Origin of the sequence: Bacteroides sp. 224, from assembly GCF_010500995.1 — a bacterium.
Lineage (GTDB): Bacteria > Bacteroidota > Bacteroidia > Bacteroidales > Bacteroidaceae > Bacteroides.
Genome location: NZ_QVMK01000003.1, coordinates 181738 through 199658, shown reverse-complemented (window position 1 = coordinate 199658; position 17921 = coordinate 181738). Strand labels below are relative to the sequence as shown.

General features: G+C 37.9%; 17 protein-coding genes. 14 read left to right on the top strand and 3 right to left on the bottom strand.

Translation table 11 applies throughout. From position 1 onward, the window contains the following. Nucleotides 1-28: 28 nt before the first annotated feature. Nucleotides 29-1870 carry an ABC transporter ATP-binding protein gene (locus D0T60_RS03425; RefSeq protein WP_163216748.1) on the top strand — a complete coding sequence of 614 codons (1842 nt, stop codon included), beginning with the start codon at nt 29-31 and terminating at the stop codon, nt 1868-1870. A 22-nt stretch (nt 1871-1892) separates the two neighbouring features. Here the strand turns inward: D0T60_RS03425 and D0T60_RS03420 are convergent, their stop codons facing one another. Beyond that, nucleotides 1893-2516 (bottom strand): viroplasmin family protein, encoded by a 624-nt coding sequence (locus tag D0T60_RS03420; protein WP_163216747.1) that lies wholly within the window; start codon nt 2514-2516, stop codon nt 1893-1895. A 124-nt stretch (nt 2517-2640) separates the two neighbouring features. Here D0T60_RS03420 and D0T60_RS03415 point away from each other — a divergent pair, with 124 nt between their 5' ends. Then, entirely contained in the window at nt 2641-3243 is a 603-nt protein-coding gene (locus D0T60_RS03415) for a nitroreductase family protein (protein ID WP_163216746.1), read from the top strand. Between the two features lie 418 nt (nt 3244-3661). Here D0T60_RS03415 and D0T60_RS03410 read toward each other — a convergent pair whose 3' ends face one another. Continuing rightward, nucleotides 3662-5140 (bottom strand): IS1182 family transposase, encoded by a 1479-nt coding sequence (locus D0T60_RS03410; protein WP_163216745.1) that lies wholly within the window; start codon nt 5138-5140, stop codon nt 3662-3664. Nucleotides 5141-5692: 552 nt separating this feature from the next. Between D0T60_RS03410 and D0T60_RS03405 the strand changes: the two genes are divergently transcribed. From D0T60_RS03405 to D0T60_RS03355, 11 genes are all read left to right on the top strand, one after another. Continuing rightward, entirely contained in the window at nt 5693-6349 is a 657-nt protein-coding gene (locus tag D0T60_RS03405) for an energy transducer TonB (RefSeq protein ID WP_163216744.1), read from the top strand. A 219-nt stretch (nt 6350-6568) separates the two neighbouring features. After that, nucleotides 6569-7096 carry a shikimate kinase gene (locus D0T60_RS03400; RefSeq protein WP_163216743.1) on the top strand — a complete coding sequence of 176 codons (528 nt, stop codon included), beginning with the start codon at nt 6569-6571 and terminating at the stop codon, nt 7094-7096. A 20-nt stretch (nt 7097-7116) separates the two neighbouring features. Then, nucleotides 7117-8244, top strand: coding sequence for a UDP-galactopyranose mutase (gene glf, locus D0T60_RS03395; RefSeq protein WP_163216742.1), 1128 nt, complete (start codon nt 7117-7119; stop codon nt 8242-8244). Nucleotides 8245-8306: 62 nt separating this feature from the next. Next, nucleotides 8307-8912 (top strand): DUF4254 domain-containing protein, encoded by a 606-nt coding sequence (locus tag D0T60_RS03390; protein ID WP_163216741.1) that lies wholly within the window; start codon nt 8307-8309, stop codon nt 8910-8912. Nucleotides 8913-8915: 3 nt separating this feature from the next. Next, nucleotides 8916-9971, top strand: a complete 1056-nt coding sequence (locus tag D0T60_RS03385) for a glycosyltransferase family 9 protein (RefSeq protein ID WP_163216740.1) — start codon at nt 8916-8918, stop codon at nt 9969-9971. Beyond that, nucleotides 9971-10939: a glycosyltransferase family 2 protein gene (locus tag D0T60_RS03380; RefSeq protein WP_163216739.1), complete on the top strand. Its 969-nt coding sequence runs from the start codon at nt 9971-9973 to the stop codon at nt 10937-10939. Before D0T60_RS03385 ends, D0T60_RS03380 begins: the two co-directional genes overlap by 1 nt. Then, entirely contained in the window at nt 10939-11991 is a 1053-nt protein-coding gene (locus D0T60_RS03375) for a galactofuranosyltransferase (RefSeq protein ID WP_163216738.1), read from the top strand. Before D0T60_RS03380 ends, D0T60_RS03375 begins: the two co-directional genes overlap by 1 nt. Before the next feature lie 83 nt (nt 11992-12074). Next, on the top strand, nt 12075-12818 hold the full coding sequence (locus D0T60_RS03370) for a lipopolysaccharide kinase InaA family protein (protein ID WP_163216737.1): 744 nt from the start codon (nt 12075-12077) through the stop codon (nt 12816-12818). Nucleotide 12819: 1 nt separating this feature from the next. Continuing rightward, nucleotides 12820-13866: a CDP-glycerol glycerophosphotransferase family protein gene (locus D0T60_RS03365; protein WP_163216736.1), complete on the top strand. Its 1047-nt coding sequence runs from the start codon at nt 12820-12822 to the stop codon at nt 13864-13866. A 2-nt stretch (nt 13867-13868) separates the two neighbouring features. Then, a complete protein-coding gene (locus D0T60_RS03360; protein ID WP_163216735.1) occupies nt 13869-14912 on the top strand; it encodes an alanine--glyoxylate aminotransferase family protein in 1044 nt (347 codons plus the stop codon). 4 nt (nt 14913-14916) lie between these two features. Then, the gene (locus D0T60_RS03355) at nt 14917-15411 is read left to right on the top strand and encodes an adenylyltransferase/cytidyltransferase family protein (RefSeq protein WP_163216734.1); all 495 of its coding nucleotides are present in this window, start codon (nt 14917-14919) and stop codon (nt 15409-15411) included. Nucleotides 15412-15445: 34 nt separating this feature from the next. Here the strand turns inward: D0T60_RS03355 and D0T60_RS03350 are convergent, their stop codons facing one another. Beyond that, the gene (locus D0T60_RS03350; RefSeq protein ID WP_163216733.1) at nt 15446-15784 is read right to left on the bottom strand and encodes a cupin domain-containing protein; all 339 of its coding nucleotides are present in this window, start codon (nt 15782-15784) and stop codon (nt 15446-15448) included. Between the two features lie 114 nt (nt 15785-15898). Between D0T60_RS03350 and speA the strand changes: the two genes are divergently transcribed. Further along, nucleotides 15899-17791, top strand: a complete 1893-nt coding sequence (gene speA / locus D0T60_RS03345; protein WP_163216732.1) for a biosynthetic arginine decarboxylase — start codon at nt 15899-15901, stop codon at nt 17789-17791. Nucleotides 17792-17921: the final 130 nt, after the last annotated feature.

Here is a 17921-nt window from a genome sequence, read left to right as displayed (position 1 = left end):
CCACTAAATTCATATTTTATATAAACTCATGAAAGATTTTTTTCGGGTTCTTCGGCGATTTATTCCTCCATATAAGAAGTATTTAGTTTGGGCTGTATTTCTCAATATCTTATCGGCAATATTAAATGTCTTCTCTTTTGCTCTACTGGTTCCCATTTTGGATATCTTATTCAAAACCGGCGAGACACTTGTTTATGACTTTATACCTTGGGATGTAGACCTCTCGTTCTTCTCCAAAGCAAAAAATAACTTTTATTACTACATTACCACCATTGTAGATACATGGGGACCTTCTGATACCTTATTGTGGTTGGGGGTTGTTTTTGCATTTATGACTCTTTTGAAAACAGCATCCTACTTTGCATCTTCGGCAGTGATGATTCCACTTCGTACAGGGGTGGTGCGCGATATCCGTGTCAAGCTCTATCAAAAAGTATTGAGCCTTCCTCTGTCGTTCTTCTCGGAAGAGCGTAAAGGAGATATTATTGCCCGTATGAGTGGCGATGTGAATGAAGTTGAAACATCGGTGACAAGCTCGTTAGATATGATGCTTAAAAACCCGATCCTGATAGTTATTTATCTGGGTACCTTAATTTTTATTAGTTGGCAACTCACTCTTTTTACTCTTTTGGTATTGCCTTTACTGGGATGGATCATGGGGCTGGTAGGCAAGAAACTAAAACGCCAGTCGCACGATGCACAAGCAAAGTGGAGCGAAACAATGACCCAAATGGAAGAAACATTAGGCGGTTTGCGCATAATTAAAGCCTTCATCGCCGAAAAGAAGATGGACAAACGCTTTGCCAAATGTAGTGATGAGTACAGAGGGGCAGTAAACAAAGTGGCTACCAGGCAGGCGATGGCTCATCCGATGAGCGAATTTCTGGGCACCTTAATTATTGTTCTTGTACTGTGGTTTGGTGGGACATTGATTCTTAAAGAAAATTCTGCTATCTCGGCACCTGTTTTTATTCAATACTTAGTGATGCTTTATAGCTTAATTAATCCATTGAAAGAGTTATCTAAGGCAAGCTATAGCATTCCCAGAGGGTTGGCCTCTATGGAGCGAATCGATAAGATTCTTCAGGCAGAGAATAAAATAAAAGAAACTTCTGCTCCCAAACCAATGGCAGATGATTTGAATGATAAAGTAGAATTCAAGAATGTTTCCTTCAGCTATGATGGGAACAGAGAGGTGCTGAAACATATTGATCTTACTGTAAATAAGGGAAAAACCGTTGCGCTGGTAGGACAGTCCGGTTCCGGAAAATCTACATTGGTCGATTTGCTACCTCGCTATCATGATGTAACCGAAGGCAAGATTCTGATTGACGGCATTAATATCAAAGATGTTCGTATCTCCGAGTTACGTGCTTTGATAGGGAATGTGAATCAGGAAGCCATTTTATTTAACGATACTTTCTATAATAACATAGCATTTGGAGTAGAGTCTGCCACTATGGAACAAGTGGTAGAGGCTGCCAAGATTGCCAATGCTCACGATTTTATTATAGCTACTGAGAATGGTTACGAAACCAATGTAGGAGATAGAGGAGGTAAGCTTTCCGGTGGTCAGCGTCAGCGAATCAGTATTGCCCGTGCCATTTTAAAGAATCCTCCGATATTGATATTGGATGAGGCTACCTCTGCCCTGGATACCGAATCGGAACGATTGGTACAGGAAGCCTTAGAGAGATTAATGAGCACCCGCACTACCATAGCCATAGCACACCGTCTTTCTACCATTAAAAACGCTGATGAAATCTGCGTATTGTATGAAGGGGAGATTGTGGAACGCGGTAAGCATGAAGAATTGCTGGCTAAGAATGGTTATTATAAAAGGTTGAATGATATGCAGAGCTTGAGTTGAGTTTGGGGTTATAACTCAAAACTTACTTTTTCCTGCCAAAATCTGCCGGGATTTCTCCCCATTCCTTGGTTTCCCATTTAATGATTTGGGTGGTGTATTTGTTTTCTTTCAGCCACTTCTCTGCGCGCTCTATGATTTGAAAGAGTTCCTCTGTTTCGAATGTACGGGGAAGTTTGGTTTTACATTTCTTTTGTTTCACCCAACTCATGGCATTTCTGCTATCTGTATAAATAGGCATATCCCATTTGTTTTGCTTCATAAATGCAAGACCGTGTACGATGGCCAGAAACTCTCCGATGTTATTGGTTCCTTTCATAGGGCCGAAGTGAAAAATCTGTTGTCGGCTGGCTATATGAACGCCTCTATACTCCATAGCACCCGGGTTCCCACTACAGGCAGCATCTACAGCCATACTGTTCTCTATAACAGTTGATGGGTAGGTGAGTGCAACAGGGGTAGTTTTTGCCTTTTTACCGATGTATTTATAAGGAGAAGAGGCAAGAGCAGTTTCGGCTTCTTCTTTTGTATTGAACGATTTATATTTGGCACCCTCGTACCCTTTGATTTGAAGTTGACATTGAGTCCAGGAATCATAAATACCCGGCGTTACTCCTTGCCATACTACATAATACTTCTGCTTTGCCATTCTGATTAATTAGTCTTTTTTCGGGATAAAGTTACGAATATATTTTCAATCTGAACATTATCGTTCTTTCTACTGTTTCCTAACCAAGAGGTATGTAATTATGAACTTAATAAATAACAGAGCAATGAAACGAACCTTTCTGGAAGCGATGATACATAGAAGAACTTTCTATACCATCAGCAATCACTCACCCATCACGGTTAAAGAAATAGAGGCAATTATTAATGAAGCTGTATTGCACGTGCCTTCTGCCTATAATTCGCAAACAACAAGAGTGGTGTTATTGCTTGGAAAAAGCCATTTGAAGCTGTGGAAAATAGTAGAAGAGGCATTAAAAGAAGTCATGAAAGGCAAATCTTTTGATGCAACCAAAGCCAAGATAGATAATTGTTTTGCCTGTGGGTATGGTACTATCTTATTCTTCGAAGATCAGGCAGTGGTAGAGAAACTTCAAAAAACCTTCCCGACCTATAAAGACAATTTCCCGATTTGGTCGCAGCATACAGCAGGTATGCACCAGTTTGCTATCTGGACAATGTTAGAAGATGCCGGTTTGGGGGCTTCCTTGCAACACTACAACCCCTTGATAGATAAAGCTGTGGCAGAAACATGGAGTTTGCCGGAAGAATGGAAACTTATTGCACAGATGCCTTTCGGTACACCGATTGCCGAGCCGGGTGGAAAAGAATTCGAGAGTTTGGCTAAGAGAGTAAAGGTGTTTAAGTAGATCTTTTTCTTAGGTCTGACCAAACACTACATTAGGTCGGACCTTTTCAATAATTAGGTCGGACCTTTTGCCTCGTTAGGTCCGACCTAACTGAATTTTCAGTTCAAAGTACTTGGGGGTGTCAAGGTGACTAATTTGATAAGTAAGTGTTCAGAAATAATTCATACTTCAGCAATCACCCCGATAGGGGTGAGATGTGCATAACCCCGGGTCAGCGAAGCGGAGGGCACTGAAAAAGTCCCCAAAATTCTGAAGATACAGTATTTAGCTCTCCAAAACAGTAACGGCAGAATATTTTTCTGCCGTCATTGTTCTTTTACAATTTTCGCTATAAGTTATGATAAAAACGACAAAAACTCAATATCTGCCCTAATAGTAGTGCCCTATAGCCCTTTAAAAAAGGATATTCCCTTTTAGATTAGTCATTGACTGTTTCCTGAGCCTGATTTTTCTTTAGTTTAAGTATTCTTTTTAAGTTGGCTGCAAAAATAGCCATAGCTCCTTGCATATTCATGGCTGATAAGCCATAAGATATAGCCCTGTCATATCCATATACATTCTTTAGTTCTGCATTTTTAGCCTCTATTTTATATCGCTGCCTATACGTTTGCCGAAAATACTCTGTTTGCTGAAATGCTAGTTGTGCGGTTTGAGTGTCGGACTTAATTGCAACTTTATAGGATTTGCTTTTAGCACCAGGTTTATAACATCCCTCTTTATGAGCGCAAATCTTACATTTCTGTACGTCAAAGTAGTAAGCTATTCTTGGATTACATGCCTCTTTTGTTCGTGAATCTTTTGTTTTACGAATCGCCATATGTCCAGCTGGACAAACGTACATGCCAGCATCCTTATTATAATAGAATTCATCGGAGTCTTTACGAAAGCCCTGGCTAACACTAGGGTTCAATTTAGAAATTAAAGATATATGTTCTTTCTTTGCTAATTTCAAATTATTATCGCCTGAATAGGCTGTATCTGCTATAATAGTGTCTACGCAGATGCCATTCTTTTTGCTGGTCTGAACTAATGACTCTAACTCTTTGCCATCAGCCTTTTCACCCGAAGTAACAGTTGCAGCTGTAACAATACGTTCATCAGACATTGCTATATGAGTTTTGAAACCAAAGAAAGAGGTGTCTTTTGTTTTGTGTCCTATGCGAGCATCCGTATCGGTAGAAGTAGTATAGTGATCGGCGATGTCATCCAATGTTTCTCGTAACAGATTAAGCTTTTCTTTTATTTTTGGTATGGAAGTTAGCACTTCATCATCTTTGAGATGGTCTACCAATGTTTGGCTATATTCAAGTTCGTGTTCCAAATCATTATCCTCATTCTTACAAGGAAGTAATTCTTTGATGGATTCATCTACTTCATACAAACTTTTACGCAACTGCTTAGAACGCATCTTCAAGACCTCAAGTGGAGAATGAGGATTAGAACGAGAAGAGGTATGAGTAGCATCAATGATTATAGTTGTTGATTTGATAATACCTTCTTTTATAGCAAGAGTCACTGTCTTGTTAATAAGCAGATCCAATAAATCCATATCTTTCAAACGCAGCCGACGGAATTTAGTCAGGGAACTAGGATTGATTACACTATCCTCAGGTGCCATATCTAAGAAATACTTGAAAGACATATCAACTAAAGAACGTTCTACAACATCTACATCCGAAAGGTCATAGATCGTTTTTAGAAGTAGATATTTAAACATACGAACGGGGTCTACTGCCATGCGTCCATTGTCCAGACAGTATTTATTGACTAGTTCTTCACGAACAAATGAAAAATCGATTAAATCTTTGATTTGACGCAGAACATTCTCTTTGGGAATGATCAAATCATACAGATCAATGTGATTACTGAATAATAAGGTGCCTTGTTCCGGAAGCATAAGACTGATGTTTTATACCATAAATATACAAAAAAATCGACATATAGAAAAATATATCGATTAATTTGTTGGGGAGGAGGGGACTTTTTCAGTGCCCTCGCGAAGCGCAGCCCGGGGCTGGCAAGTCATCACACGCAGCCTCAACCCTGAAAGGGTTGAACCGAGGGCACTGAAAAAGTTTCAAAGCACTATCAAATTGATAGTCTATTAAAACAATATACATATTTAGTGTTTTTCTTCTATCAAATGTACCTTTACTAAACAGTAACTATCAAAATGATAGGGTTAAAACACTTTTTCAGTGCCCTCGGTTGAACCCACTTCGGGGTTCAGAGGAAAAGAGAGACTATCTACCCTGGGTTACGCTTCGCTCACCCAGGGTTATGCACATATTACCCCTGTCGGGGTAAATGCTTGCAGTTTTTCATAATATGAATTAATTTTGAATACTTACTTATAGAAAATAAATGGACCAACTATCCCGGTTTCGGTTTATCAGAGAACTTAAATAAACTCTCCAATGATACTCTTGTTCTTGATATAGCCGATCAAATGCCCGAATTTCCCGGAGGTGCCAAAGAGTTATTTAACTATATAAACGAAACTCTTCAATACCCCGAAAACGCGGCAGGGAATAATATTCAAGGGCAGGTAGTTACATCATTCATAGTACAGAAAGATGGCTCTATTAAAGATATTAAAATCGTTCGTGGAATTAAAGGTTTAAATTCAGAAGCCATTCGTATTATATCTAAGATGCCTAAGTGGATTCCGGGGGTACATCAAGGGGAAGTAGCTGCTGTAAGATATACTTTACCCATTGAATTCAAATTGAAAATAGTCAGAAAACATCATCCTACAATGAAACAAGTGATGGGCACCAATCCGGAAGCCTGGGATAAAGTAGAAACTATGGCTCAGTATCCGGGAGGAGCAGCAGCTTTAACTCTTTTCTTTAGAGAGAATGTTAACTATCCATCTAAAGCATTGAAAGAAAAAATAGAAGGGCGTGTAATTGTTGAGGCAATTATTGATGAAAAAGGTAAAGTCGTTGAGCCTAAAGTGATTCAGAGCGTCCATCCACTGTTAGATAAAGAAGCACTTAGAGTAACAAAAATTATGCCTCGTTGGAAACCAGGTATGGTTGATGGTAAAGCAATACGAACTCGATATACATTCCCTTTCAGTTTTAAGGTTCCGAAAGAATAGAGTCTGCATAAATTAAGATACACCCATACTCAATATATAGCAAACCGCCGGTAGCATTTTTTCCAACCGCCAGTAGCATTTCTATCAACTGCCAGTAGCATTCGGTTCAACTGCCGGTAGCAAATACAGCCATGTTGCGACCTATAAAATGCGTTAGCTTCAATGTGTAAAATCTACATCACATAAAGAACCTCTTCTAATATTTTGTATATTTGCACCATGACTCGTATCTTTTTACTTGGTTATATGGGGGCAGGGAAGACCACATTAGGAAAAGCCTTTGCCAAAGAATGTGGATTATCGTTCATCGATCTGGATTGGTACATCGAAGAACGTTACCATAAAACCGTATCCGAACTCTTCAAGGAAAAAGGAGAGCAAGGCTTCCGCGAACTCGAAAGGAATATTTTGCACGAAGTAGGTGCTATCGAAGATGCAATTATCTCTACCGGTGGGGGCACTCCTTGCTTTTTTGATAATATGGAATTTATGAATCAACATGGAATGACGATCTACTTGGATGTTCATCCGGATGTTCTTTTCAGACGTTTGCGTGTAGCTACTCAAGCACGCCCCATTTTGCAGGGTAAGAAAGACGAAGAATTATATGCATTTATTGTAGAGAAGTTGAATGAGCGGTCTTGCTATTATTCCCGGGCGCAATATGTTTTTAATGCGTCGAAGCTGGATAATCATTGGCAGATTAAAGAATCGGTTCAAACACTTTGCGAAATGATAGGAGTTTAACTTAGTATATAATAGATCCGATGAAAAAGAAAGAGTATGATTATTTAATTGTGGGGGCAGGTTTATTTGGTGCAGTCTTTGCGGAGCAAATGCATTTGGCTGGTAAAAGATGTTTGGTGGTAGAAAAAAGAGATCATATTGGAGGGAACATCTATTGCGAAGAAAAAGCCGATATTCGGATGCATAAATATGGTGCTCATATTATGCATACAGACAATAAAGAAGTATGGGATTACTTAAATAGTTTTGTAGAATTTAATAGATACACCAACTCTCCGTTGGCTCATTATAAAGGTAACCTTTACAATTTACCTTTTAACATGAACACCTTCAAACAATTATGGGGGGTGAATACTCCTGCTGAAGCTAAAGCACGTATTGAAGAGCAGCGGGGTGCTTATGCCGATATAGAAACCCCTGCTAATATGGAGGAACAGGCATTAAAGCTTTGTGGAAAAGATATATATGAATATTTTATAAAAGGATATACAGAAAAACAATGGGGCAGAGAAGCTACCAAGCTACCTGCATTTATCATAAAGCGTATACCTTTTCGTTTTATGTACGACAATAACTACTTTAATGATTCTTATCAAGGCATACCCAAAGGTGGATATAATCTGTTGATAAATAATTTGCTAAAGAATGCAGAAGTTCGTTTAAATGTGAACTACTTTGAACATCGAAAAGAACTCGATGAAATGGCTGATAAAGTGTTGTTCACAGGCTGTATCGACGAATATTTCGACTTCTGTTTCGGGCGTTTGGAATATCGGAGTCTTCGTTTCGAACACGAACATTTGGATATTGATAATTATCAGGGAAATGCAGTGGTTAATTATACAGAAAGAGAAGTGCCCTTTACCCGTATTATCGAGCATAAGCATTTTGAATTTGGTACACAGCCCACTACTATTATTACACGCGAGTATCCGGACGATTATGCACCAGGGAAAGAGCCCTATTATCCCATTAATGATGAGGCCAATACCAAGCTGGTTAAGCAGTATAAAGAACTGGCAGCTCAGCAGTCAACTGTTTTATTTGGAGGAAGGCTGGCGCAATATGCCTACTTTGATATGGATGATACTGTGGAACATGCCCTGAATTTGGCAGAAGTGGAAAAACAAAATAGAAGAAGTATATAGAAAAGGTTGTTTATCTGAGAATTAATATATAGCTTTGTTTTTATTAACAATAATTTAGAACCATGACATTTACTAGCTTATGCAATGAGATCTTCCAAAAATCTGTTTTAGATTACCATGTAACAGATAGTGTAGATGCCCCTATGAATAACCCGTATGAACTGAAAACAATAGAATACTATTTGTATTTGAAAAATTGGATTGATGCAGTGCAATGGCATTACGAGGATATTATCCGTGATCCACAAATAGATCCGGAAGCAGCCTTGGTGCTGAAACGCAAAATAGATAAATCTAATCAGGATCGTACAGACTTGGTGGAACTTATAGATAGTTATTTCCTCGATAAATATAAAAATGTGGCAGTTGCCCCCGATGCAACAATCAATACAGAAAGTCCGGCATGGGCTGTAGACCGCCTTTCTATTCTGGCTCTTAAAATCTACCACATGGAGCAAGAAGTGAAGCGAACAGATACTACCGAAGAGCATCTGAAGCAATGCCAGGAAAAGTTAAGAATTCTTCTTGAGCAGAGGGTAGACCTTTCCGAAGCTATTGATCAGCTTCTTGCCGATATTGAAGCAGGCAAAAAATACATGAAGGTATACAAGCAAATGAAAATGTATAATGATCCGGCCTTGAATCCGGTGCTTTATGGCAAGAAATAATTAATGGCCAAAATACTTGTTATTCGTTTTTCTGCAATAGGAGATGTGGCGATGACTGTTCCTGTGATCAGTTCGTTGGCCGCACAATACCCACAACACCAGATTACGGTACTTAGTAGACCATTTATGCAACCCTTATTTGAACAAATGCCTAAAAATGTATCATTTTTAGGCATTGAATTATCAGACTATAAGGGAGTTGTCGGGATGACAAGGTTGTATAAACGGCTAAAGCAAATGAAGTTTAACTATGTAGCAGATCTGCATGATGTGTTACGTACTCAATACCTTCGTTTTCGATTTAAACTTTCGGGTATTCCGGTAGAGCATATAAGAAAAGGAAGAAGCGGAAAACGAAAGCTTGTACGCCGATACAATAAAACATTAAAGCAGCAGAAAAGCTCTTTTGAGCGATACATAGATGTTTTCTCAAGATTGGGTTTACCTGTTCAACCGGATTTTACATCCATATATCAAAATAGAGAGAGAGATTTTGATCTTATAGAACCAATTACCGGAATTAAGGAAAATGGAATAAAGTGGATTGGAATTGCCCCTTTTGCTAAACACAAAGGGAAAGTCTATCCAATGAATTTGCAAGAACAGGTAATAGCTTATTTTGCAGGAAAAAGTCAATATAAGATATTCCTTTTTGGGGGAGGGAAAAAAGAACAGGAGGTATTCGACCAATGGATAGAAAAGTATCCGGGAATTGTATCTTTAGCCGGTAAAATGAACTTAAACAAAGAGCTGCTTTTAATGAGTTATCTTGATGTGATGTTGTCGATGGATTCGGCCAATATGCATTTTGCCTCTATGGTAAATACTCCTGTAGTTTCTGTGTGGGGAGCTACACATCCTTATGCAGGTTTTATGGGGTGGGGTCAATCTTCAAGAAATGCAATACAAACCAATTTAAACTGTAGACCATGTTCTGTATTTGGACAGAAGCCGTGTTGGAGGAAGGATTATGTGTGTCTTTATTCAATAGCGCCGAGTGATATAATAAGCAAAATTAAAGAAGTTATAAATATGCAAACTTTAGACTGTACTATATAATGGAAAACACTAATTCAAAAATACTTTTATCTATTTGTATCCCAACCTACAATCGAGCACATGTGTTAAAGGATACAATTGAGCATATTGTTCAGGATCCGGCATTTGATAAAGAAGTGGAATTGATTATCTCGGATAATAATTCAGATGATGAGACACAGAGTGTTGTTGAGTCATTTATGAGTACCTATTCAAATATATATTATTATAAAAATGAGATAGATATTGGTAATCGGAATTTTCAACAGGTATTAAGCTATGGTAAGGGGGAATATCTGAAATTGTTGAATGATTATACTTATTTTGGCAAAGGAAAATTGTTTTTTATGAAGCAAGCAGTTCGGGAGTATCAAAATTCACATGCTTCTTTGTTTTTCTTTAATAAAGTAAAAAAGAAATATCGAACAGAAGAATTGTTGGAATGTAATTCGTTAGATGAATTTATTCAGAGAGTATCTTACACTGTTACTTGGATTAGCAATTTTGGCTGTTGGCGTTCAGACTTTGAAAGGATGGAACAAAAAGATCGTTATGTTTCTTATTTGCTCCAACAAGAAGAATGGATTTACAAAATTGTCAGTTGTAAAAAGAAGGCAATTATATTTCCGTTTCAGTACTTAGCCAGTGAAGTTATGGCTGGGAAAAGTCGTGGAGGGTATAATTATTTTAAAGTACATATTGAGAATTATTATAAGATTATGTTAGATTTTGTCCGAAATGGCTATCTCTCAGAAAAAGTATATAAGGAAGATCGTAGGTATACATTATGGCGCTTTAAAAGACGTTTTTTCCGTTATTTGATTTATCCAAATAAACGATATTTATTTGATACAGAAAAATCGTATGAAATTCTTTGGTATTATTATAGGGAATTTCCGGAATTCTATTTGGTGTTGTTTATGATGGGTGTACTGTTTATAGTGAAATCTCCCTATAAATTATTGAAATATTTATTAAACAAGGGATAATGAGAAGAGTTTATATCTCAAGGAATTATAAAGGAGTAAATTCTGCTGGTAATAAGGCTAAAATAGATATTGAAACAGCTATTCAAGCTGTTGGATTTGAAAATGTTGGTTTGAAACCAACTCTCTATTCAAACAAAATAATCGATTTTGCAAAGAACTTTATAGGAGTTTTAAAAGTGGTTTTTTGTATGCCGCAGGGGGGTATTTTGCTGTTGCAATATCCTATGAAGAAATATTTTAGTTTTGTATCTTCTCTTGCCCATCTGAAAGATGTAAAAGTGGTAACCTTGATACATGACTTGGGTACTTTTCGTAGAAAGAAATTAACGATTGAAAAGGAAATTGAACGTTTAAATCACTCAGATTACATCATTGCACAAAATCCGAAAATGCGAGTATGGCTGCAACAACATGGCTATAAAGGCCAGATAGGAGTATTGGAAATATTTGATTATTTGTCGCCGGGATGTAATCAGACAGGTAATAAACCAGAAGCTTCAAGCGAACCATACGTGATAAACTATATTGGTGCTTTAAGCAAGCGCAAGAATGCTTTTTTATATGAAATGTCTCCTTTTATAAATAAATATGATTTTCACTTATATGGAGGGGGCTTCGTGCCAGGTGAACAAGAGGCGAAAAATCCTCATTTTGTATACAAAGGCTTTTGTGCCGGTAATGATTTAATATCTTCTTTGTTAGGTGATTTTGGATTAGTTTGGGATGGAGATTCTTTGGATACTTGTTCGGGCAATTTCGGAGTTTATCTCAAACATAACTCTCCACACAAAATATCTCTGTATATACGATGCCATTTACCTGTTATTATCTGGAAGGAAGCTGCTATGGCTTCATTTATAGTAAAGGAAGATATCGGATTTGTTATTGAATCGTTGACCGAACTGGATGAAATACTTGCAGGTATGACTACCGAACGCTACAATGAAATGAAGCAAAATGTAACGAAGATCAGTCAAAGACTTTCTGAAGGGTATTATGTGAAGAAAGCAGTGGCGCAGGCGGAAAGTGAATTGCTAAATTTGCATGCGTAGCTCCTGATCTTTCCTAATTGCTATAGGAGGTTATTATTTTAATATGTACTTTTGTTTGTTGTTTGAACTAACTCAATAACTAAATGAAATTTGAGATAAACCCAAAATATACTTCCTATATTAAAGAAATACAAGATATACCCCGAATCTTTGAGTCGGAAGGCGAAGTTGTTTATGGAGGACGTAATCTGATTAAGCGAATAATAATCAGTGATTTAGACCTGAATGTAAAAAGGTATAAAGTACCCAACCTTTTTAATCGGGTTATATATACTTTTTTCCGTAAGCCAAAGGGAGAAAGAGCTTTTATTTATCCATCCATGCTATTGAGCGCCGGGATAGAAACTCCTGAACCAGTAGCGTACATTCAGGAGAGTAAACTGGGCTTGATTCATTATTCTTATTTTATTAGTATTCAATCCTCCTATCGATATAATTTTTATCAGTTTGGAAATGCAAAAGTAGAAGATTTTACGGATGTGGTGGTAGCTTTTGCTAATTTTACAGCTCGGATGCATGAGGCAAATGTTTTGCATCACGATTATTCTCCCGGAAATATCCTGTTTGATAAGATAGATGATAAATATCACTTTTGTCTGGTAGATATTAACCGAATGAGTTTTAAGCAAGTAAGTATTGAAGAAGGATGTGCTAATTTTGCCCGCTTATGGGGGCAGCCTGCCTTTTTTGAACTATTAGCTAAAGAATATGCAAAAGCTCGTAATGCAGATGAAGACTTTTGTAGAGAAAAGATATTTGCCTATCGGAAGAAATTCTGGAAGCGCTTCTCTAAAAAGCATAAAGTAAAATATAACCTCAAGTTCTAAGATGAAGATAGTGCTTTTTTGTGAAAATAAATATGCGGTTGACATATTATATCCATTATATCAACAAGCTGTTCTTGAAGGAGAACAAGTTTTGTGGTATGTTCATAAAGAAAAGATACCCGAATTTCCTTTAAGAGCGGAAGTTGAATATACAAATTCTATACAAGAAACATATAACTTCTCACCAGATGTGATTTATGTTCCCGGGAATATTGTTCCTTATTATCTGCCGGGGGTGAAGGTACAAGTGTTTCATGGTTATGCTGCCGAGAAAAAAGATCATTTTATTATCAGACGTTACTTTGACCTTTACCTTACTCAAGGGCCTTATTTCACAAAGAAGTTTGTCGAACTATCTAAAGCATATAAAGATTTTGATGTTGTTGAAACAGGGTGGACTAAACAAGATTGGATTAAGAAACACCTGCACGATTTCGATGAGGAAAAAGCTGCACTGTTAACTAAACATCAAAGAGACAAATTAGTATTGTATGCCCCAACGTTTTCACCCTCTCTCACGTCTTTACCTCACATAAAGGAAGCGTTAATAAAACTGGTAAGAGAAAAGAATATCTTGCTTTTGCTTAAATTTCATCCGCTAACTAAATCAGAATGGATAGAGGAGTATAAGTCATTAGCAGCGCAAGAAGAAAACATCATTTGGGTAGATGATTTTAATGTGACGAAATATCAGTTGATGGCCGATGTGATGATAAGTGATACTTCTTCTACTGTTTATGAATTCTTACTGTTGAATAAGCCGGTTATAACTTATCGTACTATTGCAAAAGATATTTATTGGACGGATATAAAAGATCTATCAGAACTGCCTGAGGCATTCGAGTTAGTTCAAACAGATAAAGATAGTATAGCAAAAAGACAATGGATTGTAGAAAATTACGATCCTTACTTGGATGGTAATGTGTGTAAAAGAATGCTTGAAGCTGCACGAGCATATATTCGGCATAATGGGGTGCCTCCTAAGCGAAAACTTAATTTATGGAGGCAATACACAAGTATAAAGAAATTTGGTAGAATAAAAAGATAAATATGAAACTATACGTTTTTCCCGGAAATATAGAAGAAGAAATTCTTCAGATTGGAGCACAACAAATTCCTTATATGCGTACAGCAATGTTCTCCGAAATAGTTAAGGACTCGGAACGAATGCTGCTGGAACTGATTAATTGTAAACAAGGGAGAGTGATTCCTCTTACTGCATCAGGGACAGGGGCAATGGATGCAGTTGTTACTAATTTTGTTTGTGCAAAAAAGAGTGCATTTATTATAGCAGGTGGTTCATTTGGCTATCGTTGGAAGGATTTATGCGATTACTACAACTGTCCTAATACAGTATTTGAGGTACCATTTGCAAAAGATATTGATTACAGCTTGTTGGAACAAGAAATAGAAAAGCACCGACCCGAGGTATTACTATGTCAACACCATGAAACATCTTCCGGGCAGTTGTTTAATCTAACTACCATTTCTGAAATTTGCCGAAAATATAACGTTACCTTAGTTGTTGATGCGATTAGCTCCTTTCTGACAGATGATCTGGATATGGATGAAATGGGTATTGGTATTTGTATTATTAGCAGTCAGAAAGGCTTGAATATTCCTCCGGGGCTTTCCTTTATTGTACTTTCAGAAGAGATTTGTAAACAAGACTTTCTTCATAACAGCTATTACTTTGATTTTGAAGAGAATCTAAAAAATTTGCAAAGAGGACAAACACCTTACAGCCCGGCAACCACCCTTTTCTTGCAGTTGCATCATCAGTTGAAGAAGGATATGCAGCTCGGAACAGATAAGATTAAATCTTTGGTAAGAGAAAAGGCTCTATATTTTAGAAAACTGTGCAAACAAAATAATTGGGAAGTTCCGGCCGAAGTGCCATCAAACTGTATAACCGGCTTTTTTGTCCGTCGTAATAGTGATATTTTGTTTACTGAATTGTTGAAACAAAACATCTATATCATGCCTGGAGGTACTCCGGGGTATTTTAGAGTATCTCATTCCGGTGTGCAGTCATATTCCGATTTGGATTATTTAGCCGAACAAATTAAACAGATTGAGAATCTAAATAAATAAAAATATGGAGAGGAAGAAGGTAAGGGTGTTTACATCCGGTAGTTTTGATTTGTTTCATGTAGGGCATTTAAACATATTAGAGAAATCTGCTGCTTTAGGAGATGAACTAATTGTAGGAGTTAGCACAGATGAACTGATAGAGGAGTACAAAGGAATGAAGCCGATTATTCCATTTGAACAAAGATTTCGTATTGTGGCCTCTTTAAAGTGTGTGACAAAAGCCGTGAAGCAAGTAAAGCTGACAGAAGTGGCTCAACTGCAACAAGAGGGAATCGATGTTGTTACCATCGGAGATGATTGGATTAATAAATATCTTGAGGGATTAGAGTGGATGAAGTCTCAGCCAGGTAAAGAGGTGATTTACTTTCCATATACCCCTGGAGTAAGTACTACGTTAATAAAGAAAGATGTAATAGAACGCACTAATCAAATAGTAGCAGCTGCATTGCAACGCGAAGCAGAACTGGATTATAACTGGAAAGAAGATGAGGTAAAATAGACATATTATCTCATCTTGCTCTGCCAAGTCTATTTCATAAAAAATCTTCCCTCATCGGCGCAAATGTATCAATCAGAACCCCTGCCTCTATACATTTGCAGCCATGTTCTACATTAGGCTTCATATAAACACCGTCTCCGGCTTTTACAATTTGTGTTTCGCCATCAGTGGTAAATTCAAATATTCCGCTGGCTACGTAAGTGGCTTGTGTATGCGGATGTGTGTGAGGTGAACCTACGGCACCGGTTTCGAATTTAACTTTCACAAGCATAAGCTCATCATTGTAAGCCATAATTTGTCGGCTGACTCCCTCGGATGGATATTCCCAACGAATATCTTTCTCAAACTGAAAATTAGCGCTTTCTTTCTGCATATTCTTTCGTTCTGTAGTTCTAAAAGTTGAATAATAAAGGCAAATGTAGTATATTTATAGATTAATAAGTATTTTTGCCGCATTATTTATACTAAAAGCAGTGTATTAGAAGAAATGAGAAAATGGCGTATTGAAGATTCGGAGGAACTATACAACATCACAGGTTGGGGTACCTCGTATTTCGGTATTAATGATCAAGGACATGTAGTAGTTACCCCTCGCAAAAATGGAGTAGCCGTCGACTTGAAAGAACTTGTTGACGAGTTGCAACTAAGAGATGTAGCTTTGCCTATGTTATTGCGTTTCCCGGACATTCTGGATAACAGAATTGAGAAAACAGCTCTTTGTTTTCAGAAAGCCGCGGAAGAATATGGATATAAAGCCCAAAACTTTATTATCTATCCTATCAAGGTGAATCAGATGCGCCCCGTGGTAGAGGAAATTATCAGCCATGGAAAAAAGTTCAATTTAGGTCTTGAGGCCGGTTCTAAGCCCGAACTTCATGCGGTTATTGCTGTTAATACGGATTCTGATTCTCTGATTATCTGTAATGGCTATAAAGATGAAAGCTACATTGAATTAGCTCTTTTAGCCCAGAAAATGGGTAAGCGAATCTTCCTCGTAGTTGAGAAACTCAATGAGCTGCGATTGATTGCCAAAATGGCCAAGCAATTGAATGTACGTCCTAATATAGGTATTCGTATTAAGCTGGCTTCTTCGGGAAGCGGTAAATGGGAAGATTCAGGAGGCGACGCCAGTAAGTTTGGCTTGTCTTCCAGCGAGTTGTTGGAGGCCTTGGACTTTCTCGAAAAGAAAGATATGAAAGACTGTCTGAAGCTAATTCACTTCCATATTGGTAGCCAGGTAACGAAAATACGTCGTATAAAAACAGCTTTACGTGAAGCTTCTCAATTTTATGTGCAGCTACATTCGCTGGGCTTTAAAGTTGAATTTGTGGACATTGGCGGTGGATTGGGTGTCGATTATGATGGTACCCGCTCCTCAAGCAGCCAGAGCAGTGTTAACTACTCCATACAGGAGTATGTGAATGACTCTATTTCCACGTTAGTCGATGCAAGTGATAAAAACGATATTCCTCACCCCAATATCATTACCGAGAGTGGACGGGCTCTTACTGCTCATCATTCTGTGCTCATATTCGAAGTGCTGGAAACCACTACATTACCCGAATGGGATGACGACGAACAGGTGAGTGAAGACGATCACGAATTAGTACGTGAGCTTTATGCTATCTGGGATTCGTTGAATCAAAACAAAATGCTGGAAGCATGGCACGATGCCCAGCAAATTCGTGAAGAAGGACTTGATTTGTTCAGTCACGGAATCGTAGACCTGAAAACCCGCGCACAGATAGAACGCTTGTACTGGTCTATTACAAGAGAAATTAATCAGATTGCTTCGGGCTTGAAGCATGCACCCGATGAGTTTCGTGGTTTATCTAAGTTGCTGGCAGATAAATATTTCTGTAACTTCTCCCTTTTCCAATCTTTGCCGGACTCATGGGCTATCGACCAGATCTTTCCCATTATGCCGATACAGCGGTTGGATGAACGTCCTGATCGCAGTGCGACTTTGCAAGATATTACCTGCGACTCGGATGGAAAAATAGCAAACTTCATTTCTACGAAGAATGTATCACATTACCTTCCTGTTCATTCTTTGAAGAATAAGGAGCCTTATTTCATGGGGGTATTTCTGGTAGGTGCCTATCAGGAAATTCTGGGAGATATGCATAACTTATTTGGTGATACCAATGCGGTGCATGTTTCCGTCAATGAGAAGGGATACAATATAGAGCAAATCATTGATGGAGAAACGGTTGCCGAGGTATTGGATTATGTACAGTATAATCCGAAGAAATTGGTACGTACACTCGAAACATGGGTAACTAAATCGGTGAAAGAAGGAAAGATCTCGGTAGAGGAGGGGAAAGAATTCCTTTCGAATTATCGCTCGGGATTGTATGGATATACGTATTTAGAGTAATCGTTTTAATTTTAGCCACGGATGGCGCGGATTGCACGGATTTTAATATACGGATGAAATACATGAAAAATAATCCGTGATTTTAATCCGTGCAATCTGCGTTATCCGTGTCTAAGTACATAGATAATAT